Source organism: Sphingomonas flavida, assembly GCF_036663655.1.
In the GTDB taxonomy this organism is placed as follows: domain Bacteria; phylum Pseudomonadota; class Alphaproteobacteria; order Sphingomonadales; family Sphingomonadaceae; genus Sphingomonas.
Genome location: NZ_JAXOJH010000004.1, coordinates 79,428 through 104,075 on the forward strand (window position 1 = coordinate 79,428; position 24,648 = coordinate 104,075).

Annotated in this window: 18 protein-coding genes; 5 read left to right on the plus strand and 13 right to left on the minus strand. The window is 66.8% G+C overall.

The annotated features are described in order from the left end of the window. Positions 1 to 28 precede the first annotated feature (28 nt). Positions 29 to 754 (minus strand): heme ABC transporter permease CcmC, encoded by a 726-nt coding sequence (gene ccmC / locus U1703_RS06080; protein WP_332784994.1) that lies wholly within the window; start codon positions 752 to 754, stop codon positions 29 to 31. A gap of 316 nt (positions 755 to 1,070) precedes the next feature. Between ccmC and U1703_RS06085 the strand changes: the two genes are divergently transcribed. Then, positions 1,071 to 3,128 (plus strand): TonB-dependent receptor, encoded by a 2,058-nt coding sequence (locus U1703_RS06085; RefSeq protein ID WP_332784995.1) that lies wholly within the window; start codon positions 1,071 to 1,073, stop codon positions 3,126 to 3,128. Positions 3,129 to 3,229: 101 nt separating this feature from the next. On the opposite strand, the gene U1703_RS06090 is transcribed toward U1703_RS06085, so the two are convergent. From U1703_RS06090 to U1703_RS06110, 5 genes are all read right to left on the minus strand, one after another. Beyond that, positions 3,230 to 3,679, minus strand: coding sequence for a MaoC family dehydratase (locus U1703_RS06090; RefSeq protein ID WP_320453476.1), 450 nt, complete (start codon positions 3,677 to 3,679; stop codon positions 3,230 to 3,232). Next, positions 3,676 to 5,529 (minus strand): acetyl/propionyl/methylcrotonyl-CoA carboxylase subunit alpha, encoded by a 1,854-nt coding sequence (locus tag U1703_RS06095; protein WP_332784996.1) that lies wholly within the window; start codon positions 5,527 to 5,529, stop codon positions 3,676 to 3,678. The genes U1703_RS06090 and U1703_RS06095 overlap by 4 nt, the downstream gene beginning before the upstream one ends. Beyond that, complete coding sequence (locus U1703_RS06100; protein ID WP_320453474.1) at positions 5,529 to 5,801, minus strand: barstar family protein; 273 nt, start codon at positions 5,799 to 5,801, stop codon at positions 5,529 to 5,531. The genes U1703_RS06095 and U1703_RS06100 overlap by 1 nt, the downstream gene beginning before the upstream one ends. A gap of 5 nt (positions 5,802 to 5,806) precedes the next feature. Further along, a complete protein-coding gene (locus U1703_RS06105; RefSeq protein WP_443025768.1) occupies positions 5,807 to 7,405 on the minus strand; it encodes a carboxyl transferase domain-containing protein in 1,599 nt (532 codons plus the stop codon). A gap of 133 nt (positions 7,406 to 7,538) precedes the next feature. Beyond that, positions 7,539 to 8,720, minus strand: a complete 1,182-nt coding sequence (locus tag U1703_RS06110) for an acyl-CoA dehydrogenase family protein (RefSeq protein ID WP_332784998.1) — start codon at positions 8,718 to 8,720, stop codon at positions 7,539 to 7,541. Between the two features lie 201 nt (positions 8,721 to 8,921). On the opposite strand from U1703_RS06110, the gene U1703_RS06115 reads away from it, so the two are divergent. Then, on the plus strand, positions 8,922 to 11,075 hold the full coding sequence (locus tag U1703_RS06115) for a histidine kinase dimerization/phosphoacceptor domain -containing protein (protein ID WP_332784999.1): 2,154 nt from the start codon (positions 8,922 to 8,924) through the stop codon (positions 11,073 to 11,075). 154 nt (positions 11,076 to 11,229) lie between these two features. Here U1703_RS06115 and U1703_RS06120 read toward each other — a convergent pair whose 3' ends face one another. The 7 genes from U1703_RS06120 to rpiA form a co-directional block, all read right to left on the minus strand. Beyond that, the gene (locus U1703_RS06120) at positions 11,230 to 11,682 is read right to left on the minus strand and encodes a biliverdin-producing heme oxygenase (protein ID WP_332785000.1); all 453 of its coding nucleotides are present in this window, start codon (positions 11,680 to 11,682) and stop codon (positions 11,230 to 11,232) included. 53 nt (positions 11,683 to 11,735) lie between these two features. Beyond that, the gene (locus U1703_RS06125; RefSeq protein WP_320453469.1) at positions 11,736 to 12,482 is read right to left on the minus strand and encodes an HAD-IIB family hydrolase; all 747 of its coding nucleotides are present in this window, start codon (positions 12,480 to 12,482) and stop codon (positions 11,736 to 11,738) included. Then, complete coding sequence (locus tag U1703_RS06130) at positions 12,479 to 13,312, minus strand: Cof-type HAD-IIB family hydrolase (RefSeq protein WP_332785001.1); 834 nt, start codon at positions 13,310 to 13,312, stop codon at positions 12,479 to 12,481. Before U1703_RS06130 ends, U1703_RS06125 begins: the two co-directional genes overlap by 4 nt. Then, the gene (gnd, locus tag U1703_RS06135) at positions 13,309 to 14,307 is read right to left on the minus strand and encodes a phosphogluconate dehydrogenase (NAD(+)-dependent, decarboxylating) (protein WP_332785002.1); all 999 of its coding nucleotides are present in this window, start codon (positions 14,305 to 14,307) and stop codon (positions 13,309 to 13,311) included. Before gnd ends, U1703_RS06130 begins: the two co-directional genes overlap by 4 nt. Before the next feature lie 75 nt (positions 14,308 to 14,382). Further along, entirely contained in the window at positions 14,383 to 15,504 is a 1,122-nt protein-coding gene (gene tal / locus U1703_RS06140; RefSeq protein ID WP_320453466.1) for a transaldolase, read from the minus strand. Beyond that, a complete protein-coding gene (gene tkt, locus U1703_RS06145; protein WP_332785003.1) occupies positions 15,504 to 17,591 on the minus strand; it encodes a transketolase in 2,088 nt (695 codons plus the stop codon). Before tkt ends, tal begins: the two co-directional genes overlap by 1 nt. 73 nt (positions 17,592 to 17,664) lie before the next feature. Then, a complete protein-coding gene (gene rpiA / locus U1703_RS06150; protein WP_332785004.1) occupies positions 17,665 to 18,336 on the minus strand; it encodes a ribose-5-phosphate isomerase RpiA in 672 nt (223 codons plus the stop codon). 276 nt (positions 18,337 to 18,612) lie between these two features. On the opposite strand from rpiA, the gene U1703_RS06155 reads away from it, so the two are divergent. From U1703_RS06155 to U1703_RS06165, 3 genes are read left to right on the plus strand one after another with little or no spacing between them, the layout of a single operon-like run. Beyond that, positions 18,613 to 19,800, plus strand: coding sequence for an efflux RND transporter periplasmic adaptor subunit (locus tag U1703_RS06155; protein WP_332785005.1), 1,188 nt, complete (start codon positions 18,613 to 18,615; stop codon positions 19,798 to 19,800). Between the two features lie 7 nt (positions 19,801 to 19,807). Further along, complete coding sequence (locus U1703_RS06160) at positions 19,808 to 23,035, plus strand: efflux RND transporter permease subunit (RefSeq protein WP_332785006.1); 3,228 nt, start codon at positions 19,808 to 19,810, stop codon at positions 23,033 to 23,035. Continuing rightward, entirely contained in the window at positions 23,035 to 24,609 is a 1,575-nt protein-coding gene (locus U1703_RS06165) for an efflux transporter outer membrane subunit (protein ID WP_332785007.1), read from the plus strand. Before U1703_RS06160 ends, U1703_RS06165 begins: the two co-directional genes overlap by 1 nt. Positions 24,610 to 24,648: the final 39 nt, after the last annotated feature.

A 24,648-nucleotide genomic window follows, 5' to 3' on the forward strand; every position in this document is an offset into this window, starting at 1 on the left:
TAGGCCGCCGCGACAAAGGCCATCTGGTTCATGCGCGCGCCATCCGGCGCATCCGCGCCTCGGCCTTGGCTTGCGCCAGCAGGGTGCGCATCCGCATCAGCACGATGGCCGCGAACAGGAAGGTGAAGCCGGCGAGCGCGATGGGCAGCGGCCAGAGCAGCGACTTGTCGATGCTGGAGCCGGTCAGCCCGATCGACTGGCCCTGGTGCAGCGTGTTCCACCACACCACCGAATAACGAATGACCGGCAGCAGCGCGGTCCCCGCCAGTCCGTACAAAGCCGGGATCCGCCCGTCGCCACCCCGGTCGGCATCCGCGCGCGCGAGTGCGATATAGCCGAGATAGACGAACAGCAGCAGCAGCATCGAGGTCAGCCGCCCGTCCCATTGCCACCACGTCCCCCAGGTCGGCCGTCCCCAGATCGATCCGGTCGCCAGGCACAGGGCAGCGAACACCGCGCCCGGCCAGGCTATGGCGCGCGCGGCGACCTGCGCCAGCGGATGCCGCCACACGATCAGCGACAGGCTGGCAACCGCGATCCCACTCCACCCCGCCATGCCCAGCCAGGCAGCGGGCACATGGATGTAGAGGATTCGCACCGTCTCCCCCTGAAGATAATCGGGCGGCGTCAGCGACAGCCCCGCCCAGACCGCAACCGCGATCAGCACGATGCCCAGCCCCAGGAAAATCCCGGTCAGCGGACGAGCGATCTTCAGGAAACGCGCAGGGTTGGCGAGGGTGTGTAGGGTGGCCACGATGACGGGACTGTAAGGGGGTTTTTCGAGCGCGTCATCCGCCTTCTCCCTTCTTCTTCACGTCCCTCTCGAAAGCGACTTTCAGGTCGGTCATCCCCCCGGCATGACCTAAAAGATGCGGGGCATCGTTTATCTGAAACTGGGTTTGGGGAGGGAATGAAGTCTCACCGAGACCGTCGCTTGTGGCTTTCCCTCCCCCATCCCCTCCCGCTTGCGGGAGGGGCGTGGGTCACACATCCGTGGACCTGTTGACGTCATTATTCGTCTTCACTCCGTGACATCCCTATCAAGGGAGCAAAGGGGACCACCACACACCATGCCTGCCATCCACCGCCTGCCTCTGCTCGCCCTCATTCTCGCCCCGGCCACCCTCCCCGCCCAGACCATCGACACCATCATCGTCACCGGCCGGGGCCTGGCCGACCAGCCGGGCGACCGGGCGCTGGACGTGGTGACGATCGACCGCGACCGGATCACGCAGAACGCCTCGCAGCGGCTGGAGAATGTCCTGTCCGATGTCTCCGGACTGCAGCAGTTTCGCCGTTCGGACAGCCGCTCGGCGCATCCCACGTCGCAGGGGATCACGCTGCGCGGCCTGGGCGGCAATGCGTCGAGCCGGGCGCTGCTGGTGCTGGACGGAGTGCCGCAGGCCGATCCTTTCGGTGGCTGGGTGGTCTTTCCGGCCTATGCGACCGGGCGGCTCGGCCGCATCCGCGTGACGCGCGGGGGCGGTTCGGGATTTTGGGGCCCGGGCGCACTGGCCGGGACGATCGAGATGGACAGCGCAACGCCCGACCAGCTCTCCCCGCTCGATCTCGCGCTGTCCTATGGCAGCCGCGATTCGGTCGATGCGCAGGGCTCGGCCTCGCTGGTTCGCGACGGCGGCTTCCTGACCGTCTCGGGCGCCTATGCGCGCGGCGATGGCTTCACGCCCATCGTCCGGGAACAGCGCGGCCCCGCCGACCGACCCGCCCCTTACGAACAATATTCGGGGGCGGCGCGTGGCGTCGTCGGGATCGCACCCTCGACCGAATTGCAGATGACGCTGGCCGCCTTCCACGATGCGCGCGACCGGGGGACGGACTTTACCGACAACCGCTCGGACGGTGCGGATGCCAGCGTGCGGCTGGTCGGGCGCGGGGCCTGGGGCTGGTCGGCGCTGGCCTATGTCCAGACCCGGCAATTCGCCTCGCGCTATGCCAGCGTCAATGCCGCGCGCACGGCGGCGACGCTGACGCTCGACCAGTATAGCGTGCCCGCCACCGGACTGGGCGGCCGGATCGAGGTGTCGCCGCCGCTCGGCGATGCCGTGAAACTGCGTCTGGGAGGCGATGTTCGCGACACCAGCGGGCGGACGCAGGAACTCTATACCTATGTCGCGGGCCTCCCCACCCGGCGGCGCGAAGCGGGCGGCGCGACGCGGACCATGGGGCTGTTCGCGGACGGCAGCGTGGAGGCAGGCGTGCTGACCGTCACGGCCGCGGCGCGGGTGGACGACTGGCGCATCCGCAACGGTCGGCTGGACGAGGGCGTGTTGGCGACCGGCGCGGTGCTGACCGACACCGATTTCCCCGATCGGTCGGGGCAGGAATTCACCGGACGGCTGGGCGCGGCGGTGCGCCCATTCACGCCGTTGACCCTGCGCGCGGCGGCCTATCGCGGGTGGCGCTTGCCGACGCTCAACGAACTCTACCGCCCCTTCCGCGCCGGGGCGGATGCCACCGCCGCCAACGCCGCGTTGAACCCCGAGCGGGTCGAAGGGATCGAGGGCGGGTTCGACCTGATCCCGGCGGCAGGCCTGCGGCTGTCGGGCACCTATTTCTTCAACCGGCTGACCGATGCGATCGCCAATGTGACGATGGGGCGTGGGCCGGGGACGTTCCCCGGCGTCGGCTTCGTCGCGGCGAACGGCGTGTACCGGATGCGGCAGAATCTCGACGCGATCCGGTCGCAGGGCTTCGAGCTGGAGGCGAACTGGACCTATGGCCCGGTCAACGCACGTGGGTCCTGGTCGCATATCGGCGCGCGGGTCGAGGCGTCGGGCACCGCCGCGCCGCTCGACGGCCTTCGCCCGGCACAGACCCCGCGCGACCAGTTTTCCGGCACGCTCGCCGTCGAGCGGCGCGGTGCGGTGCTCAGCGGGACGCTGCGCCATGTCGGTCGACAGTTCGAGGACGACCAGAATATCCGCTCGCTGGCCCCCGCGACGACGCTGGACGCCTATGCGGCGGTACCGGCGTTTCGTGGCTGGCTGATCGAAGCGCGGGCGGAAAACCTTGCCGATGCGCGGGTGGAAGCGGCGTATAGCGGCGCGGGGCTGATCGAGCGGGCGACGCCGCGCACCGTGTGGATCGGGGTTCGAACGCGACTGTAATGCCTTGGCCTTCGACTGCGCTCAGGCTGAACGGAGTTTTGGGAGTTTGTCTATTCCAACCAACCGTTCAGCCTGAGCGAAGTCGAAGGCCACGCCCCACCCTATCCCCGCTTCTTCACCAATGCCGTCCGCAAACACCGGCACACCACTTCGTCGCGCTGGTTCAGCGCCTCGTGCCGGAACGTCACGAGCCCCGCGCCGGGCCGCGACTTGCTCTCGCGCAGGGCCGTCACCTCGCTCGTCGCACGCAGCGTGTCGCCCAGGAAGACCGGTGCGGGCATGACCAGCTCATCATAGCCCAGGTTCGCGACCAGCGTGCCCAGAGTCGTCTCCCCCACCGACAGGCCGACCATCAGCGAGAAGGTGAAGGTGCCGTTGACGAGAATCCGCCCGAATTCGCTGGCCTTCGCCGCCTCCGCGTCGATGTGCAGCGGCTGCGGATTATGGGTCATGGTCGAGAATAGGAGGTTATCCGTCTCGGTGACGGTCCGGCGGATCGGGTGCTCGATCCGGTCGCCGATCACCCATTCGTCGAAGAAGCGTCCGCTCATGCCGCATCCTCCGCGACGATACGGACCAGCGCCACGCCCTCGGCCACCTGCCCGCCCGTCTCGGCCGTCAGGTCGGTGACGATGCCGTCGAAGGGCGCGGTCAGGACATGTTCCATCTTCATCGCCTCCAGCGTGACGAGCGGCTGGCCCGCACCCACCGCCTGACCCTCGGCGACCGCGACCGCGATGATGCGACCGGGCATGGGCGACAGGATCGCACCGTCGCCCGCGCCGCCCGCCGCCAGCCCATCGGCGCGCCAGCGGGTGAAGGACCAGCTCTGCCCACCTTCGGAGATCAGCACCTCGTCGGTCGGCGAAGCAGGCACCTCGCCCGCCTCGCTGAAATCGACGGTGATGGCCCGCCCGTCGAGCAGGAAGCAGCCGGTCCGCTTCGGCGCGGCGTTGAGGCGAAAGCCGGACAGGACGTCCGCCCCGACCAAAGCCGCCGCCGCCTCGGCCAGCGCCTCCTCGGACGGCTCGGTCGGCGGCATCAGCGTCTCGCCCTCGCGTGCGATCAGGCCGGTGTCGACATTGCCGCTCGCGAAATCGGGATGGTCGAGCGCCTCGACCAGGAACCCGGCATTGGTGCGCACTGGCCAGATCACCGCCTCGTCCAGCGCATCGGCCAGCGCCTCACGCGCCTCGTCACGGGTGTCGGCATGGGCGATGACCTTGGCGATCATCGGGTCGTACCAGGGGGTGATCTCCGCGCCTTCCTCGACACCCGTGTCGATGCGGATGGCGGGGTCGTCGCCAAGGTCGAACACCTCCAGCGTGCCGATCGCGGGCAGGAAGCCCTTGGCCGGGTCCTCGGCATAGAGCCGCGCCTCGATCGCATGGCCGTTGATCGACAGGTCGCCCTGCGCCATCGGCAAAGGCTCGCCCGCCGCGACGCGCAACTGCCATTCGACCAGATCGACGCCGGTGATCGCTTCGGTGACGGGATGCTCGACCTGAAGCCTTGTGTTCATTTCCATGAACCAGACCCGGTCGGCGCGCAGGCCTTCGGAGGCGTCGGCGATGAACTCGATCGTGCCCGCTCCGACATAATCGACAGCCTGCGCGGCGCGGACGGCGGCAACACACACGGCGTCGCGCGTTGCATCGTCCATGCCCGGCGCGGGGGCTTCCTCGATCACCTTCTGGTGGCGGCGTTGCAGCGAGCAGTCGCGCTCGAACAAATGGACGACCCGGCCCTGGCGATCGCCGAAGACCTGCACCTCGATATGGCGGGGCGACAGGATGTATTTCTCGATCAGTACGCGGTCGTCGCCGAACGACGATGCCGCCTCGCGACGGCAGGACGCCAGTGCCTCGGCAAAGGCGGCGGGATCGTCGACGCGCCGCATCCCCTTGCCACCGCCGCCCGCGACCGCCTTGATCAGGACGGGATAGCCGACCTTGTCGGCTTCGGCGGCGAGGCGGTCGGGGCTCTGGTCCTCGCCCAGATAGCCCGGCGTGACCGGGACGCCCGCGGCGATCATGCGCGCCTTGGCCGCATCCTTCAGGCCCATGGCGCGGATGCTGTCGGGGTCGGGCCCGACCCAGACCAGCCCGGCGGCGATCACGGCTTCGGCGAACTCGGCATTCTCCGACAGGAAGCCATAGCCGGGATGGATCGCCTCGGCCCCGCTGTCCTTCGCGGCGGCCAGGATGCGCGCGGCGTCGAGATAGCTTTCCCGCGCAGGGGCCGGGCCGATGAGGATGGCCTCGTCCGCAAGACGCACGTGCAGCGCCTGTGCATCGGCCTCGGAATAGACGGCGATCGTGCGCAGGCCCATTTCGCGCGCGGTGCGGATGATGCGGCAGGCGATCTCGCCGCGATTGGCGATGAGGAGGCTCTTCATCATCAGGATTCCAGCTTCAACATGATGGCACCCGGCCGTTCGGCGACCGCGTCGAGGATCACGGTCAGGATACGATCGAACCGCGCGTCGATCACTTTGCGTGCGGCCGCCGCGTTGGTGATAGACAGCGTGATCGGCGGCTTCACGACCGCCACCAGCAAATCGAACAGCGCATCCAGGCTGCCGCCATACCACTCGACGCCCGAGGCTTCGCGGATACGGGCATGGAAATCGGCCTCGTCCACCACGGTCGCGCCGTCGATGGTCAAATCCATCGCCATTACATCCGGAACACCCCGAAACGGGGTGCCTCCGCCACGGGCGCATTCAGGCACGCATCCAGCGCCAGCCCGAGCACGTCCCGCGTCTGGGCCGGATCGACGATACCGTCGTCCCACAGCCGTGCGGTCGCATACCAGGGGTTGCCTTCGTCCTCGTAACGCTGGCGGATGGGGGCCTTGAACGCCTCCGCCTCGTCCGGCGTCCAGTTGTCCGCATCGCGGTGGACGGTCGCCAGCACGCTGGCGGCCTGTTCACCGCCCATCACGCTGATACGCGCATTGGGCCAGGTGAACAGGAAGCGGGGCGAGTAAGCCCGCCCGCACATGCCGTAATTGCCGGCGCCAAAGCTGCCGCCGATCAGCACGGTGATCTTGGGCACCTGCGCCGTCGCCACCGCCGTCACCAGCTTGGCGCCGTGCTTGGCGATGCCCTCCGCCTCATAGCGACCACCGACCATGAAGCCGGAGATGTTCTGAAGGAACAGCAGGGGGATACGCCGCTGGCACGCCAGTTCGATGAAATGCGCGCCTTTCTGCGCACTTTCCGAGAACAGCACGCCGTTATTCGCCAGGATCGCGACCGGCTTGCCATGGATATGCGCGAAGCCGCAGACCAGGCTGGCACCGTACAGCGCCTTGAACTCGTGGAAGCGCGATCCGTCGACCAGCCGCGCGATTACCTCGTGCACATCATAAGGCGCACGCACGTCCTGCGGGATCAGGCCGTACAGTTCCTCGGCCGGATAGAGCGGTTCGTCCGCCTCGGCCAGGTTGACGTCGGGCATCGCCTGCGGCGGCAGCGTCTCCACGATATCGCGGACGATCGACAGCGCGTGATCGTCATTCTCGGCGACATGATCGACCACGCCCGACTTGCGGCCATGCGTGTCCGCGCCGCCCAGTTCCTCGGCGGAAATGACCTCGCCCGTCGCCGCCTTCACCAGCGGGGGCCCTGCGAGAAAGATCGTCCCCTGCCCGCGCACGATCACCGTCTCGTCGGACATGGCGGGGACGTATGCGCCGCCCGCGGTACAGCTTCCCATGACGCAGGCGATCTGGGGAATACCCGCCGCCGACATCTGCGCCTGGTTGAAGAAGATGCGGCCGAAATGATCGCGGTCGGGAAAGACCTCCGCCTGATGCGGCAGGTTGGCGCCGCCGCTGTCGACCAGATAGATGCAGGGCAACCGGTTCTCGAGCGCGATCTCCTGCGCGCGGAGATGCTTCTTGACGGTCAGCGGGTAATAGGTGCCGCCCTTCACCGTCGCGTCATTGGCGACGATCATCACCTGACGGCCATGGACCCGACCGATCCCGACGATCACGCCCGCGCCGGGGACGGCATCGTCGTACAGGCCGTTGGCGGCGAGCTGGCCGATCTCGAGAAAAGGCGAACCGGCGTCGAGCAACTGTTCCACCCGGTCGCGCGGGAGCAGCTTGCCGCGCGCGACATGGCGCTCGCGCGAGGCTTCGTTACCGCCCAAGCCGGCCTTAGCGACGTCGGCACGCAAACGTTCGGCCAGTGCGCGATTGTGATCGACGTTGGTACGGAACGCCGCATCGTCGCGCGACAGCCGCGAGGGTATCACTGCCCCCATCAATTCCTCCCCATCTCTGATGGGGAGGGGGACCGCCGCGAAGCGGTGGTGGAGGGGCGAGGGGCTTGCCCCTCCACCCTGCTTCGCATGGTCCCCCTCCCCAAGCAAAGCTTGGGGAGGAATGAAATCGTGCTCATTGCGCCACCTTTTCGAGCTTGCCGATCAGTTCGCGCCCGATCAGCATCCGGCGAATTTCATTCGTACCCGCGCCGATGTCGAGCAGCTTGGCGTCGCGCGCAAAGCGTTCGACCGGCCAGTCCTTGGTATAACCAGCACCACCCAGCGCCTGGATCGCCTCGAGAGAAACCTTCACCGCATTCTCGCTCGCCAGCAGGATCGCGCCCGCCGCGTCGAACCGCGTCGTCCGCCCCGCATCGCAGGACCGCGCCACCGCATAGACATAGGCGCGCGCCGAATTGAGCGCGACATACATGTCGGCGATCTTGGCCTGGATCAGCTGGAACTCCCCGATCGCCCGGCCGAACTGGCGACGCTCGCGGACGTAAGGAACCACCACGTCGAGGCACGCCTGCATGATGCCCAGCTGAATCCCCGCCAGCACCGCGCGCTCATAATCCAGCCCGCTCATCAGCACGCCGACGCCGCCGTTCACCGGGCCCATCACCTGTGCGTCGCTCACGAAACAGTCGTTGAAGACCAGCTCGGCGGTCGGGCTGCCGCGCATGCCCATCTTGTCGATCTTCTGGCCGATGGAGAACCCGGCCATGTCCTTCTCGATCAGGAAGGCGGTGATGCCCCGGCTTCCGCCCCCTCCCTCTCCTTGGCCCGTCTTGGCATAGACGACCAAAGTCTCGGCATAGGCCGCGTTGGTGATCCAGAATTTCGTGCCGTTCAGCACCCAGCCGCCCTCGGCCTTCACTGCGCGCAGCTTCATCGACACGACGTCCGACCCTGCCGATACCTCCGACATGGCCAGGCTGCCGACATGCTCGCCCGAGATCAGGCCGGGGAGATATCTGGCCTTCTGTTCGGCATTGCCCCAACGGCTGATCTGGTTGACGCACAGATTGGAGTGCGCGCCATAGGACAGGCCAAGCGACGCGGAAGCGCGCGACACTTCCTCGATCGCGACGACATGTTCCAGATAGCCCAGGCCCAGCCCGCCATCGGCCTCCGCGACCGTGATGCCGTGCAGGCCCATCGCGCCCATTTCGGGCCATATGTCACGGGGAAACCAGTCTTCCGCGTCCATCCGCACGGCAAGCGGCGCGATCCGGTCGGTCGCGAAACGGCGCGTCGCCTCACGGATCATGTCCGCGCTTTCGCCCAGCGCGAAGTCGAAATCTTCGATCATGTCCTCTCCAAGCGGCTCTTTGAGTCCGTTGCCTTGCCTTAAACGGAAATTACCCAAACGCGCAATCTTCGTTCCATCCTTCGTTCCATCGTCCGACACGGGATCACGACCAATCCCAAATCGGATCGTTTGCACGTTCCAAGTATTTGCAACCCCGTATGAAACCCGGCATGTGATCGGCCGAGAGGAATTATTCGCCTGATGGCCACGCGCTCCGTCACGACCGATCCAAGCCTGGATATCACCGCCTGCGATCGGGAGCCCATTCATATCCCCGGGGCTATTCAGCCCCACGGCCTGATGCTGGTGGTGGACGCCAGGACCCTGGACGTGATCGCGGGGGCTGGCGCCATCGAGGATCGGCTGGCGCCCGAATGGCTTGGTCGACCGCTCGCCGCTCTTCTGGGCGACGAGGTCGCACAGATGGTGGCCACCATGCCGATCGGCCCCGGCACCGCGGTCGCCGGCGTGCCGGTCGACGGCATCGCCCAGCGTTTTTCGGTGACCGCGCACCGGGTCGCGGGCGAGCGGGTATTGATCGAGCTGGAACCGGGCATCGTCGATGCCCCCTGGGGCAAGGGCAGCGCGCTCAGCTGGATCGACGCCGCCGTCACCAGCTTCGAGCGGACCGCGGACCTGCCGATGCTGTTCGACCGGGCCGCGACCACGTTCCAGATGCTGACCGGGTTCGACCGGGTCATGCTCTATCGCTTCCTGGACGAGGATGCCGGGCGTGTCGTGGCCGAGGCGCGGTCGGCGAATCTGCCGTCCTTTCTCCACCATCATTTCCCGGCGTCCGACATTCCGAAACAGGCGCGCGCTCTCTATGTCCGCAACAAGACGCGCAGCATCCCCGATGTCGATTACGTCCCCGCCCCGATCCGGCCGGACGGGTTCGAGACGCTGGACCTGAGCGATGTCAGCCTGCGCAGCGTATCGCCTGTCCATGTCCGCTATCTGAAGAATATGGGCGTGGCGGCGTCGGCGTCGATCTCGATCGTCAAGGACGGTTTGTTGTGGGGCATGATCGCGTGCCATCACTACACCCCCCGCCGCCTGTCGCCCGAACTGCGTGCCGCCGCCGCCGGGCTGGCAAGTGCGCTGGCACGGCAGGTCCGGGCGAAGGAAGAGGCCGAACTCTACCGCGAGCGCCTGCGCCTGCGCGCGGCGGAAGACAACCTGTTGCCGCGGATCATCGGCATGGGCGACCTGGTCCCCGCCATCCGCCGCCTGATGCCCGAGATGATGGCGATGATGGGCGCGACGGGCTTTGCGATCGTCGATCGGGGCAAGGTGCAGTCCCACGGCACCTGCCCGCCCGAACTGGCGATCCTCGACATCGCCGGATGGACCGCGATCCGGGGCGGCGGCGACGTATATTTCACGCACGAACTGCCCAAGCTGATGCCCGAGGCCGCGCCGCTGGCGACGACCGCCGGGGTGATGGCACTACCGCTGGTCGATGGCGGCGTCACCTTGCTCTGGTTCCGCGCCGAACATGTCGAAGAGGTCGAATGGGCGGGCAATCCGCACAAGTCGGTCGCGCTGACCCCCGATGCCACGCTGAACCCGCGCACCTCGTTCGAGAGCTGGCGCGAAACGGTGTGCGGCCGCTCGCGGCGCTGGACGATGGAAGAGGTGGAGGCCGCGCATCGCCTGCGCCGCGCGCTTCACGATGCGGCACAGAACCACCGCCTGCGCGGCCTGAACGCCGCGCTCCAGCGGACGCTGGACGACAAGGAAGCATTGCTGGTCCAGAAGGACGTGCTGATGAAGGAGGTGGACCACCGGGTCCAGAACAGCCTCCAGCTCGTCTCGTCCTTCCTGTCTCTCCAGGCCAAGGCGGCCGACGATTCCCGTGTGCGCGAACAGCTGAACGAGGCGAAGGCGCGGCTGGCCGCCGTGGCGCTGGTCCATCGTCGCCTGTACCGCGACGACCAGATCCAGACCGTCGACCTGGCACGCTATCTGGAAGATCTGGTCGGCGACATGAAACAGTCGATGGGCCGCGAATGGGCCGCGATGATGCGGCTCGACCTCTCCCCCGTGCTGATGCCGACCGACCGGGCGATCAACCTGGGACTGGTGACGACCGAGCTGATCATCAACGCGACCAAGTATGCCTATGACGGCGCAGCCGGTCCGGTGACCATCACGCTGGAGCAATATGGCAACCGCCTGCGCCTGATCGTCGCGGACGAGGGTCGCGGCAAGGCGGCCGAGGACCCCGGCCAGGGACGCGGGTTCGGCAGCCGGATGATGGCGGCGATGATGCAGCGGCTGTCCGGGTCGATCGAATATGACGATAACCAGCCTGGCCTGCGAGCGATCGTGATCGCGCCGATTGCGGATTGAGGGAAGACCGTACCACCCTCACCCTTCCCGCCCGCTATCGCCGGCAGGCTCCTTCCCTCTCCCATTGGGAGAGGGAGGGAGGCGCGAAGCGCCGGAAGGGTGAGGGTGGTCGCCCTTGGCCTTCGACTTCGCCCAGGCTGAACGGCAGGTTTGGTTATGCGGCTTTCCCGTACAACGCGAAGACCTGCTCCGCTGCCTCCACCGCTCGGCCGATCCAGGCATCATCCTCCGCCGCCGCGTCGAGCGCATGGCGAAAGTCCCGCCACTCGCCGGGCCCGAAGCCGGACTCCAGATAGGCCTTGGGCAACCCCTCCCCCACCTGCCGGGCCAGCATCACGCCGCCCAGCCGCGAGCCTTCGGTCACATAAAGCGCACCCCAGCGAGCGGCTTCGTCATCGGCCAGATCGAAAGGCAGGGGGGTGGGCATGTCCCGTCCCAGCGCCGCCAGGTCCGCCGACAGGGCATCCCGTCGGGCGCGCCATGCAAACCCGATCTGGTGATCCGCCAGCCATCCCTCGACGGCGGGCAGCGCGCGTGCGTGGGCGATCAGGAACGCCGCATAGCTTTCCCGATCGCCCAGCCGATAGGCGCCGTAGGCGGCATCCACCGCCTCATGCGCGGGACCGGTCCGGGCGCGCAGGGCGGTGGAGGCGGTATCACTTACTTCAGGCAGGCGACGATCCCCGCAATGACCGCCAGCGTTTCTTCCGGGTCGCGCACGCGCACCGTGTCGAGGCCCAGTTCCTTGGCGGGATAGTCGTTGCCGCCCGGGAAGATCGCGTCGCCGATGAACATCATCGCGTCGAGTTCGATGCCGCTCGCATCCCGCAGCTTCTTCAGGCCATAGGCCTTGTCGACGCCCTCGCGGGTGATGTCGATCGAGGTCGCACCGCCCATGTTGATCGACAGGCCCGGCAGGCGCTGCTTGAGATCGGCCTGGATGATCTTGCGCTTCTCAAACTTGGGATCCCAATGTTCCTTGGCGTCGATCGGAGCCTGCTGGCCCAGCGCGGAGAAGGTGATCTGGCTGCCGCGATCCTCGATCCGCTCGCCCCAGGTCTGTTCGGGCACGAAGCCGGTCGCCTCGAGCGAGGCGTCGAACGCCTCGAGGATCTTGGCCTTGGTCGCGTCGTCGAACAGCTCGGCATAGACCGGGGTCCACTTGCCGTCCTGATAGGTGTAGAGCTTCGTGCCCGTGGTCGGCATCAGCCACAGCTTGGTACGGTCGGCGCGCTCCGGCAGTCGGCTCGCGACCTGCTTGTCGAATTGCGGCCAGTCACCGCCCGAGATCACGGCGACATGCGCGACGTCGAGCAGGTCGGCCAGCGCCTCCCCCATCGGCTCGCCCAGGGGCTGCTTGCTTTCGGCCAGCGTACCGTCGAGGTCGAACGCAACCAGTTGCTTCATGAAGACACTCCAATTCTGGGCATGATGATGGTGTCGATGGCATAGGCTACGCCATCCTCGGCATTGGAACGGGTGTGTACCGAGATCTGTTCCTTAACAGCGTCCGGTGCATTCGCCATGACAATTGGTAACCCAGCGCGGGTCAACATGGGAAGGTCGTTGGCCTGGTCGCCCAGCACCGCCACTTCCTCCAGCGAGACGCCGAATGCTTTGGCCAGGGTCGCCACGCCGTCGCCCTTATTGGCCTCAAGCGCGGTCACGTCGAGATAATAGGTCTGCGACTGGGCGATGGTCGCCGCCGAGCCATGCGCGGCGTTCGCCTTTTCATGGAGGCCGCGCAGCAGTTCGGCGTCGTCGCTGACCAGCGTAATCTTGTCGACCTTGTCGACCAGCGCGACGAAGTCCTGCGTGATCACCGGCTCCTGCGACGAGGCCTTGCGCTCATGCTCGACATGGGTGCCCTCAGCCTTGCTGGCGTACCAGCGGTCGTCGGCGAAGACCCAGATGGCGACGGGATTGTCCGCCGCCATGGCCAGCACGTCGCGGACCACCTCGACCGGCACGCGGAACCGCGCATCGACCGAGCCGTCGCGACGGAACACGGTGCCGCCGTTGAACGCCCCGATCGGCGCATCGATCGCCAATTCGTCGGCCAGCCAGCCCAGCCCCGAACGCGGCCGGGCGCTGATGATCGTGAAGCCCACGCCCGCCGCCTCCAGCCGCCTGACGGCGGCGATGGTGGCGGCGCGCAGCTTCTTGTCGGGGTCGACGAGCGTGCCGTCGACGTCCGACACGACCAGCCGGATCGGCCCGGAAACCGGATCGCTCATTGCGGGATTTCGGTGTGGCCGCCAAAGCCGAAGCGCATCGCCGACAGCACCTTGTCACCGTACGTGTGCTCGACCCGGCTGCGATAGCGCGCGAAGAGCGAGGCGGTCAGGACGTTGGCCGGGACCTTCTCTTCCATCGCCGCGTCGATCGTCCACTGGCCCTCGCCCGAGTCCGCGACATGGCCCGAGAACTGGTCGAGCATCTCATCCTTGGCCAGCGCGATCGCGGTCAGGTCGAGCAGCCAGGACGAGATCACGCTGCCGCGACGCCACACTTCGGCGATGTCGGTCAGGTTCAGGTCGAAGCGCTCGTCCTCGGGCAGCTTGTCGCTGTTCTTCGACTTCAGAATGTCGAAGCCCTCGGCATAGGCCTGCATCAGGCCGTATTCGATGCCGTTGTGGATCATCTTGACGAAGTGACCCGCTCCCGCAGGTCCCGCATGGATGTATCCCTTCTCGGCGCGCTCATCGACCTTGTCGGCGATGCGGCCCGGCGTGCGGACGATGTCGCCCAGCCCCGGCGCCAGCGCGTCGAAGATCGGGTCGAGATGATCGACCGTTTCCTTGTCGCCACCGATCATCATGCAATAACCGCGCTCCAGGCCCCAGACGCCGCCCGAGGTGCCGACATCGACATAATGGATGCCCTGTTCGGCCAGCATCTTGGCGCGGCGGATATCGTCCTTGTAGAAGCTGTTGCCGCCGTCGATGATGACGTCACCGTCACGCGCGAGCTTGGCGATCTGCGCGATCGTGTCCTCGGTCGGGCCACCGGCGGGCAGCATCACCCACCAGATCGCCCTAGAAGATAGGTTGGGGTCGGCAAGCTTTCCGGCCATGTCCTCCAGCCCGGTCGCGGCTTCCGCGCCGTCCTTGGCGAGGGCCTGCACCGCCTCGTCGCTGCGATCCCAGGCCACCACCTGATGCCCGGCCTGCATCAGGCGACGCGCGATATTGCCACCCATGCGGCCAAGGCCGACCAGACCGATCTTCATGCGGGAACTCCATTACTGACATGAGAAAGTAAAAAGGCCCCCTCCCCGTATCTGGGGAGGGGGCCGCCGGGAGGCTCAGGCCGCCGGCTGCTTTTGCCCGATCGCGCCGAGCAGATCGTCGAACGCCTTGACGAAGGAGGCGACCCCCTCGGCCACCAGCGTGTCGGTCACGCCGTTCAGGTCCAGGCCCAGTCGCTCGGCCTCGGCCAGAACATGCTTGGCCTCGTCGATATCGGCGGTCAGCGTCTCGGCCACCGTGCCATGGTCGCGGAAGGCGTCCATGGTCTTGGGCGGCATGGTGTTGACCGTGTCCGGGCCGATCAGCGTGTCGATATACAGCGTGTCAGGGAAGGACGGGTCCTTGGTGCCCGTCGAGGCCCAGAGCAGACGCTGCGGCTGCGCGCCCTTGGCGGCCAGCGCCTGCCAGCGGTCGGACTTCAGGAAGTCCAGATACCATTGATACGCCATCTTGGCGTTGGCGATGGCGACCTTGCCCCGCACGGCCTTCAGCGCGTCCGACTCCGCGTCACCGGCGGCGAGGCGATCGTCGATCTTCTTGTCGATCGCCGAGTCGATGCGGCTGATGAAGAAGCTGGCGACGCTGGCGATCTTGTCGATCGGCTGCCCGGCCTTCACCCGCTCTTCGAGCCCTGCGGCATAGGCCTCGGCCACCTTGATATAGGCGTCGACCGAGAAGAGCAGCGTGACGTTGACGTTGATGCCCTTGGCGATGGTCGCCGAAATGGCAGGCGCGCCCGCATCGGTGCCCGGAATCTTGATCATCAAATTGGGGCGATCGACCGCGTGCCACAGCTTTTCGGCCTCGGCGATGGTCGCGTCGGTGTCGTCGGCGATATAGGGCGACACCTCCAGGCTGACATAGCCATCCTTGGCGTCCAGCTTGTCGTAGACGGGCTTCAACGTTTCCGCCGCCGCCTTGATGTCCTGGATCGCCAGATGCTCGTACCGGTCGATGGTCGCCGCGCCGGGGTTTTCCTTGTCGAAGGCGGCGAGCGTGGCGTCATAGGCGTCGCCATGCCCCATCGCCTTTTCGAAGATCGACGGGTTGGAGGTGACGCCGGTCAGCCCGTCCTCGGCGACGAGCTTTTCCAGCCCCTTCGCCTCGAGGAACTTGCGATCGACGAAATCGAGCCAGGGGGCGCAGCCCTTGGCGCCCAGTTCCGACAGCTTGCTCATCACTTGGTCTCCAGCATTTCGCGGGCCACCTTCACGACATTGTCGTGGGTGAAGCCGTACTTGTCCTGCAACTTGGCGAGCGGCGCCGAGGCACCGAAGGTCGACATGGTGATCGTCCGGCCGTCGAACCCGACATAACGGTCCCAGCCGATCGACCCGGCCTGCTCGACCGCCAGACGCTTGGTCACGGTCTTGGGCAGCACGCTGTCCTTATAGGCGGCGTCCTGCATCTCGAACCGATACCAGCTGGGCAGCGAGACGACACGGACCTTCTTGCCCTCGGCCGTCAGCGTCTCATAGGCATCCGCCACCAGCGACAGTTCCGAACCCGTCGCGATCAGGATCAGGTCGGGCGTGCCGTCGCAATCGGCGAGCACATAACCACCCTTCTTGACGCCCGAAGCCGGTGCGTATTTGGAACGATCCAACGTCGGCAGCGCCTGACGCGAGAAGATCAGCGCGGTCGGGTGGCTGGCCGACTCGACGGCGCAGCGCCAGGCCTCGGCAACCTCGTTCGCGTCGCCGGGGCGGATCGTGTCGAGGCCGGGGATCGCGCGCAGCGTCGCCAGATGCTCGATCGGCTGGTGGGTCGGGCCATCCTCGCCCACGCCGATCGAGTCGTGCGTGAAGACGAAGGTCGCGCCCAGCTCCATGATCGCGGCCAGACGGATCGGCGCGCGCATATAGTCGGAGAAGACCAGGAAGGTCGCGCCGTACGAACGCAGGTGCGACAGCGCCATGCCGTCGACGATCGCACCCATCGAATGCTCACGCACACCGAAGTGCATGTTGCGGCCTTCATAGCTGCCCGCCTGGAACGAGCCGCCGTCCTTGATCAGCGTCTTGGTCGAAGGCGCGAGGTCGGCGGAACCGCCGATCAGCCACGGCACCTTGGCGGCGATGGCGTTCTGCACCTTGCCGCCCGAATCGCGGCTGGCAACGCCCTTGGCGTCCGCCTCGAACACCGGGATGTCAGCGTCCCAGCCCTCGGGCAGCTTGTCAGAGAGCATCGCGTCCAGCTCGGCGGCGAGCTCGGGATATTCGGTGCGGTACTTGTCGACCATCGCGACCCACTCGTCGCGCAGCGGCTTGCCACGGCCCTCAATGGCGCTGCGGAACGCGTCGCACACGCCGTCGGGCACCAGGAACTTGGCGTCCTCGGGCCAGCCATAGGCCTTCTTGGTGGCGCGGATCGCGTCGTCGCCCAGCGGCTCGCCATGCGCCTTTTCGCTGCCCGCCTTGGGGCTGCCATAGCCGATCACCGACTTCACGACGATGAAGGTCGGCTTGTCGGTGGTCGCCTTGAAGGTGTCGAGCGCGGCGGTCAGCGCGGCGACGTCATTGGCGTCGTCGACATGGATGACGTTCCAGCCATAGGCCTCGAACCGCTTGCCCACATCCTCGTCGAACGCGATCTCGGTGCTGCCCTCGATCGAAATCTGGTTCGAGTCGTAGATCCAGCAGAGGTTCGACAGCTTCAGGTGCCCGGCGGTCGAGGCGGCCTCGGACGCCACGCCCTCCATCATGTCGCCATCGCCGCACACGACATAGACGTCATGGTCGAAGATCGGGAAACCCTCGCGGTTGAAATGCGCCGCCAGCCAGCGCTCGGCGATCGCCATGCCGACCGAGTTGCCGCAGCCGGCACCCAGCGGGCCGGTCGTCGTCTCGACGCCGGTGGTGTGGCGATATTCGGGGTGGCCCGGCGTCTTCGAGTTGAGCTGGCGGAAACCCTTCAGGTCCTCCAGGCTCAGTGCGGGCTTGCCCGACTTCTTGCCCTCGGCGTCGATCTCTTCGATCCCGGCCAGGTGGATCAGCGAATAGAGCAGCATAGAGGCATGGCCGACCGACAGCACGAAGCGGTCGCGGTTGGGCCAGTCGGCGTGCGCGGGGTCGTAACGGAGGAACTTGGACCAGATGGTGTGACCGACCGGGGCCAGCGCCATCGGCGTGCCGGGGTGGCCCGAATTGGCCTGCTGCACCGCGTCCATCGACAGGGTACGAATGGTGTCGATGGTCAGGCGCTCGATCGAGCCGTCCTCATGGAGATGGCTGTCGGCCACGGCGGTGGTGGTGGCATCGGTCATGAAACTGGCCTCATCCTCTGTAAGTGCGATCGAACGCTTCCGCGCTCGCTCTGGTTGCCATGCGTGGGTCGCCTTAGCGCGGGTTCGATCCCCGTTCCAGCCGGGTAACGATCCCCTGATCCGCAATATAGGCGGCATCGACCTCACTCAGGAAAAGTCCATGGCCGACGACGCCGGGGATCGCCATCAACGCATCGGCCAGGCTGCGCGGCGCGCTGTCGTCCCAACCATGTCCGTCTATCACGACATTGCCATTGTCGGTCCGGTAATCGGGCCGCTCGACGCAGCGCACGAAGATCTGCGCCAGCCGCAGCGAGACAAAACCCCGCGCAAAAGGCAAAACCTCGACCGGCAGGGGCGTCGCGCCAAGCCGCCGGTTCCGCTTCGATCCGTCGGCGATGACGATCATCCGGTCGGCGGATGCCGCAACGACCTTCTCGCGCAGCATCGCACCTCCCGCACCCTTCACCGCGCGCAACCGGCCGTCGATCGCATCGGCGCCATCGATCGCCAGATCGATCCGCGCGACCGCATCGAACGGGCGAACCTTCAGGCCCAACCGGGTTGCCAGGTCGGCACTGGCTTGCGAGGTCGCCACCGTCTCGATGTTCAGGCGGCGCTCGGCGAGCAGCGCGATGGCGTGGGCGGCGGTCGACCCCGTGCCCAGGCCGACAAGCATATTGTCGCACACTTCATCGACCGCGGCGGCCGCGGCCAAGCGTTTATCGGTGTCGGGCGTCGTCATGTCCCTTTGAAAATGCTTCGGAAACACAAAGGCTCCACCAAGGACCGACAGGTTCGCGCTTTTGCCGCACCGCGACAAGTTGCGACAATTAAGGTGGGTCCGACAGGTCATCATGACTTGCCTTTTCGAGCCTCGATCGTGCAACTTGACACGTGTCAGCAACGTTTTGCCGGTTCGCGCATTAAGGCGCGGGCCGTTTCCGCGGCAAATCTCAGGCAGGTGAACGAATTGAACTTTGCAGGTTTTCGCGGGCGCCCGGTGCTTGCCGGTACGGCCATGGCTCTCGCATTGGTGAGCGTATCGGCGTGTGGCGGCGGAAACAAGGACGGGGCCAAGGGCAAGGGTGCCGGTGGCCAGCAGCAGACGCCGACCGTCGGATACGTCACCGTCCAGCCGACCAACGCCCCGATCGTGACCGAACTCGCCGCACGCACCACCGCCTTTGAAAGCTCGGACGTCCGCCCGCAGGTGACCGGCGTCATCCGTCGCCGCTTCTTTACTGAGGGCACCCTCGTCAAGCGCGGCCAGCCGCTCTACGAGATCGACCCGCGCCTTTATAAGGCTTCGGTCAACCAGGCCGCCGCCAACCTGCAAAGCGCGCAGGCCAATGCCGAGGCCACGCGCACGCTTGCCGAACGCTATCGCCCGCTGGCGCAGATCGAGGCGATCTCGAAGCAGGACCTGACCAACGCCCAGGCGAGCGCCCGCCAGGCCGCCGCCCAGGTGGCGCAGACCCGCGCCGCGCTGGAGACGGCACGCGTCAACCTGCAGTTCACCACCGTCCCCGCCCCGATCACGGGCCGCATCGGCCGTTCGCTGTTCACCGTCGGCGCGCTGGTCAGCTCGGGCCAGACCGATCCGCTGGCGCAGATCCAGCGGCTCGACCCGATCTTCGTCGATATCCAGCAATCGGCCGGCGACCTGTTGTCGCTGCGCCGCAGCCTGTCGGCGCGCGACGGCCTGATCCCGGCCAGCGCCAACGTGAAGCTGAAGCTGGAGGATGGTACGGACTATGGCCAGACCGGCCGGGTCGAGTTCGCCGAAGCGGTCGTCGACCAGCAGACCGGCACGGTCACGTTGCGCGCGCGCTTCCCCAATCCGCAAGGGCTGCTGCTGCCCGGCATGTTCGTGCGCGCCCAGTTCGCGCAGGCGATCGACACCAGCGCCTATCTGGTCCCGCAACAGGCAATCGCGCGCGACGCAAAGGGCAATGCGACCCTGTTCGTCGTCGGCGCGAACGACAAGGTTCAGCAGAAGACGGTCACGGCGGAACGCACGCAAGGCGCCTTCTGGGTCGTGACCGACGGGCTGAAGCCCGGCGACAGGATCGTGACCCAGGGCCTGGCCAATCTGCGCCCCGGCCAAAGCGTGCGCGCGGTGCCCGCCAACAGCCCGCAAAAGGTCCAGCCCCCCTCGCCCGAGCAGATGAAAAAGATGCAAGCCGCCAAGGGCAAGGCAGGCTGACCGGACAATGCTCAGCCGCGTCTTCATCGATCGTCCCATCTTCGCCTGGGTCCTCGCCATCATCGTCATGCTGGCGGGCGTCGGCGCGATCATGGGGCTGCCCATCGCGCAATACCCGGACGTCGCGCCGCCCCAGGTGTCGATCCGCGCCACCTTCCCCGGCGCATCCGCCCAGACGCTGCAGAACTCGGTCACGCAGGTCATCGAACAGCAGCTGACCGGCATCGACGGGCTGCTCTATTTCCAGTCGTCCTCGTCCAGCCGCGGCTCGGTGACGATCACCGCCACCTTCGCCAAGGGCACCGATCCCGACATCGCGCAGGTGCAGGTCCAGAATCAGGTCCAGCAATCGGTCGCCCGCCTGCCGCAACAGGTGCAGCAACAGGGCCTGGTCGTCCGCAAGTCGAACCCCGACTTCCTGTTGATCGCGGGCGTCTATGACGAGACGGACCGGATGACGAACCAGGACGTCGCCGACTATCTCGTCTCCAATCTCCAAGACCCGCTGGGCCGTATCCAGGGCGTCGGCGACACCAACGTGTTCGGGTCGCAATATGCGATGCGCATCTGGCTGAACCCGCAGCAGTTGACCTCCTATCAGCTGATGCCATCCGACATCATCACCGCGATCCAGAACCAGAATACCGAAGTCGCGGCCGGCGAGGTCGGCGGCACCCCGTCGGCATCGACCCAGATGCTGAACGCGACCGTGACCTCGCAGTCGCGGCTCCAGACGCCCGAGCAGTTCCGCCAGATCGTCGTCAAGACGCTGAACAACGGCGCGACCGTCAAGCTGTCCGACGTGGCGCGGATCGAACTGGGCGCGGAAAGCTATGCCGCCGTCAGCCGGATCAACCAGCATCCGGGTGCGGGCATCGCCGTGCTGATGGCACCGGGCGCCGACGCGCTAAAGACCGCCGAACTGGTCAAGGCCGAGGTCGCCCGCGTGGCCAAGGGCTTTCCGGCGGGCCTGAAGGTCGCCTATGCCAACGACTCCACCGCGTTCATCAAGCTGTCGATCGAAGAGGTGGTCAAGACGCTGGTCGAGGCGATCATCCTCGTCGTCATCGTCATGTTCGTCTTCCTGCAAAGCTGGCGCGCCACGCTGATCCCGACGATCGCGGTGCCCGTCGTGCTGCTGGGGACCTTCGCGGTCTTCTATCTGGCCGGCTTCTCGATCAACACCCTGACCCTGTTCGGGCTGGTGCTGGCGATCGGCCTGCTGGTCGACGACGCGATCGTGGTCGTGGAGAATGTCGAGCGTCTGCTCGAGGAAAATCCCGACATGACGCCGCGCCAGGCGACGATCGAGTCGATGAACGAGATCAGCGTCGCGCTGATCGCCATCGCGCTCGTCCTGTCGGCGGTGTTCCTGCCGATGGCGTTCTTCGGCGGATCGACCGGCGTGATCTATCGCCAGTTCTCGATCACCATCGTCTCGGCGATGATCCTGTCGGTCTTGGTCGCGATCATCCTGTCGCCCGCGCTTACCGCCACCCTCTTGAAGCAGAAGTCCAAGGAGGCCGAGGAAGGTGCCTGGCTCGACCGCAGGTTCCCGCGCGTGGCGCACGGACTGCAGCGCGCCAAGGACGGGTTCAATTCGCGCTTCGAATGGACGGTGGAGAAATACACCTCCGCCGTGCGCACCGTCGTCGACCGCAAATGGCTGTTCCTGCTGATCTATGCCGGCGTCGTGGCGCTGCTAGCGGTGCTGTTCCTGCGCCTGCCCACCGGCTTCCTGCCGACCGAGGACCAGGGATCGGCGCTGATCCAGTTCCGCCTGCCCGCCGGTGCCACCCAGGCCCGCACCATGGAGGTGCAGCGCCAGGTCGAGCAGTATTTCGCCAAGAACGAGGGCAAGAACGTCTCGGTCCTGTTCACGGTCGCTGGCGGCGGCGGCGGCGGCACCAGCGGCCAGAATACCGGCCAGGGCTTCATGAACTTCGTCGACTGGAAGGACCGCAAGGGCAAGGAAAACGCGGCGGACGCGATCACCGCGCGTGCCTCGGGCGCCTTCCGCGGCCTTCGCGACGCTCAGATCTTCGCGCTGGTCCCGCCCGCCATTCGCGGCCTGGGCCAGTCGGACGGCTTCACCATGGAGTTGCAGAACATCTCCGGCATGCCGCTGGAGAAGTTCGAGGCGATCCGCGACCAGTTGCTGGCCAAGGCGAATGCCGACCCGCTGCTCGCCTCGGTCCGCCTGACCGAACTGCCCGACATCGCCACGCTGCGCGTCGACCTGGACCAGCAGAAGCTGTCCGCGCTGGGCCTGACGCAAGCGCAGGTGAACTCGACCCTGTCGACCGCCTGGGGCGGTCAGTATGTCAACGACTTCATCGATCGCGGTCGCGTGAAGCGCGTCTATGTCCAGGGCGATGCCCCGTACCGCGCCGAGCCCGAGGACCTGAAGCAGTGGTTCGTGCGCGGGTCGAGCGGGCAGATGGCGCCCTTCTCGTCCTTCTCGACGATCAACTGGGGCGTGGCGCCGACCACCCTGTCGCGGTTCAACGGCATCCCGTCCTATGAATTCCAGGGATCGGCCGCGCCGGGCTACAGCTCGGGCGATGCGATGAAGCGGATGACCGAGCTCGCCTCGCAAATCCCCGGCACCTCAATCGCCTGGGCGGGCCTGTCCTATCAGGAACGCCTGTCGGGCGGGCAGGCGCCGATCCTGTACGGCCTGTCGATCCTGGTCGTCTTCCTGTGCCTCGCCGCGCTGTATGAAAGCTGGTCGATCCCGTTCGCGGTGCTGCTGATCATTCCGCTCGGCCTGATCGGGGCGGTGGCGTTCGTGACGCTGCGCGGCCTGACCAACGACGTCTATCTCCAGATCGGTCTGCTGACGACGATGGGGCTGGCGGCGAAGAACGCGATCCTGATGATCGAATTCGCCGAACAGGCGGAGAAACAGGGCAAACGCGTCATTGACGCCGCGCTGGAGGCCGCCAAGATCCGTCTGCGGCCAATCCTGATGACCAGCTTCGCCTTCATCTTCGGCGTGCTGCCGCTCGCCATCTCGACCGGCGCGGGCGCCAACAGCCGGATTGCGATCGGCACCGCCGTCATCGGCGGCATGTTGACCGCGACGGTCCTGGCGATCTTCTATATCCCGCTGTTCTTCGTGCTGGTCCGTCGTTCGGTCCGCAACGGCCTGGCGCGCCTGCGCGGGCAGCCGATGAGCGAGCATGGCGCGGGCCATAAGCCTGCCCCCGAAAGCGGAGCCGAGAAGGCCTGATGCGTATCCTGTCCCCCTCCTTCGCACTGCTGCTCGGTGCGACCGCGCTGTCGGCCTGCTCGCTGGCCCCGAAATATGTCCGCCCGGCCACCCCGGTGCCGCCGTCCTGGCCGGTCGGCGACGCCTATCTCCGCCAGTCCGAAGCCGCGCTGCCCACGGTGCGCTATAGCGACATTTTTCGCGACACCCGGTTGCAGCGGCTGATCACCCAGGCGCTGGCCAACAACCGCGACCTGCGGCTGGCGGCGGCCAACATCGCCTCGACCCGTGCGCAGTACCGCATCCAGCGTGGCAGCCTGTTCCCGCAGGTCGATGCGACGGGCCGCTACAGCTATACCGACCGTGGCTCGGGCGGCGCGGCCAGCCAGGCGATCGGCAATACCGGCGGCGGTACGGGTAACGGGACCGGCAACGGCGGTACGGGCACGGGGACCGGTGTCGGTACGGGCGTCGGAAGCGGCGGCACCGGGACCGGCGGCGCGGTTTCCACCACGAGCGGGTCGGGCAGCGCCTGGTCGGTCAATCTGGGCACGACCGCCTTCGAACTCGACCTGTTCGGCCGCATCCGCTCGCTGACCGGCGCCGCGCTCGACCGGTATTTCGCGACCGAGGCGGCGGCACGCGCCACGCGGCTGACGTTGGTCGGCGACATCGCCGATGCGTGGCTGACCTATGGTGCCGACCAGAGCCTGCTCGCCATCGCGCAACAGACCGCGAGCAGTGCCGAGCGCAGCGTCACGCTGACCCGCGCCCGGTTGGAGGGCGGCATCGCGCCGCGCACCGATCTGCGCCAGGCCGAACAGGTGCTGGCGACCGCCCAGGCCGATCTGGCGCAACAGAAGACTGCGGTCGCGCAGGACGTCAACGCGCTGCAACTGCTGGTCGGTGCGCCGATCGACACCGCGCTCCTGCCCCGCTCGATCGAGGAAGCCGCGCCCACCGTCGCGACGCTGCCCGCCGGGCTGGACTCGGGAATCCTGCTGCGCCGTCCGGACGTGGTGCAGTCCGAATATCTGCTGCGCGCCGCCAATGGCCAGATCGGCGCGGCGCGGGCGGCGCTGTTCCCGCGCATTTCGCTGACCGGCCTGGTCGGCTTTGCCAGCACCGCGCTGACCTCACTCTTCTCGGGCGGCAGCTTCAACTATTCGGTGGCACCGTCGGTCAGCTATCCGATCTTCCAGGCCGGCGCAGGCGTGGCGAACGTCGAATATTCGAAGGCGGAGCGCGACGCCGCGCTGGCGACCTATGAAAAGACGATCCAGACCGCATTCCAGGAAACCGCCGACGCGCTGGCGCGGCAGGGTACGATCGACGACCAGCTCGGTGCCAATCGCCGCTTCCTGAACGCCGCGAGCGACACGTATCGGCTGACCGATGCCAGCTATCGCGGCGGGGTGACGCAGTTCCTGAACACCCTGGACGCGCAACGCTCGCTCTATTCGGCACAGCGTACCGTGGTCGCAACCCAGCTGACCGCCGCCAGTAATCGCGTGACGCTGTACCGCGTGCTGGGCGGGGACTCACTGTTGGAGGCGACGCCCAATGGCCCGGTGCCGGTAAGCCCGGGCAACTGACGTTCAGCTTAGGCCCTCGCCACTAGAGGCGCCAGGCAA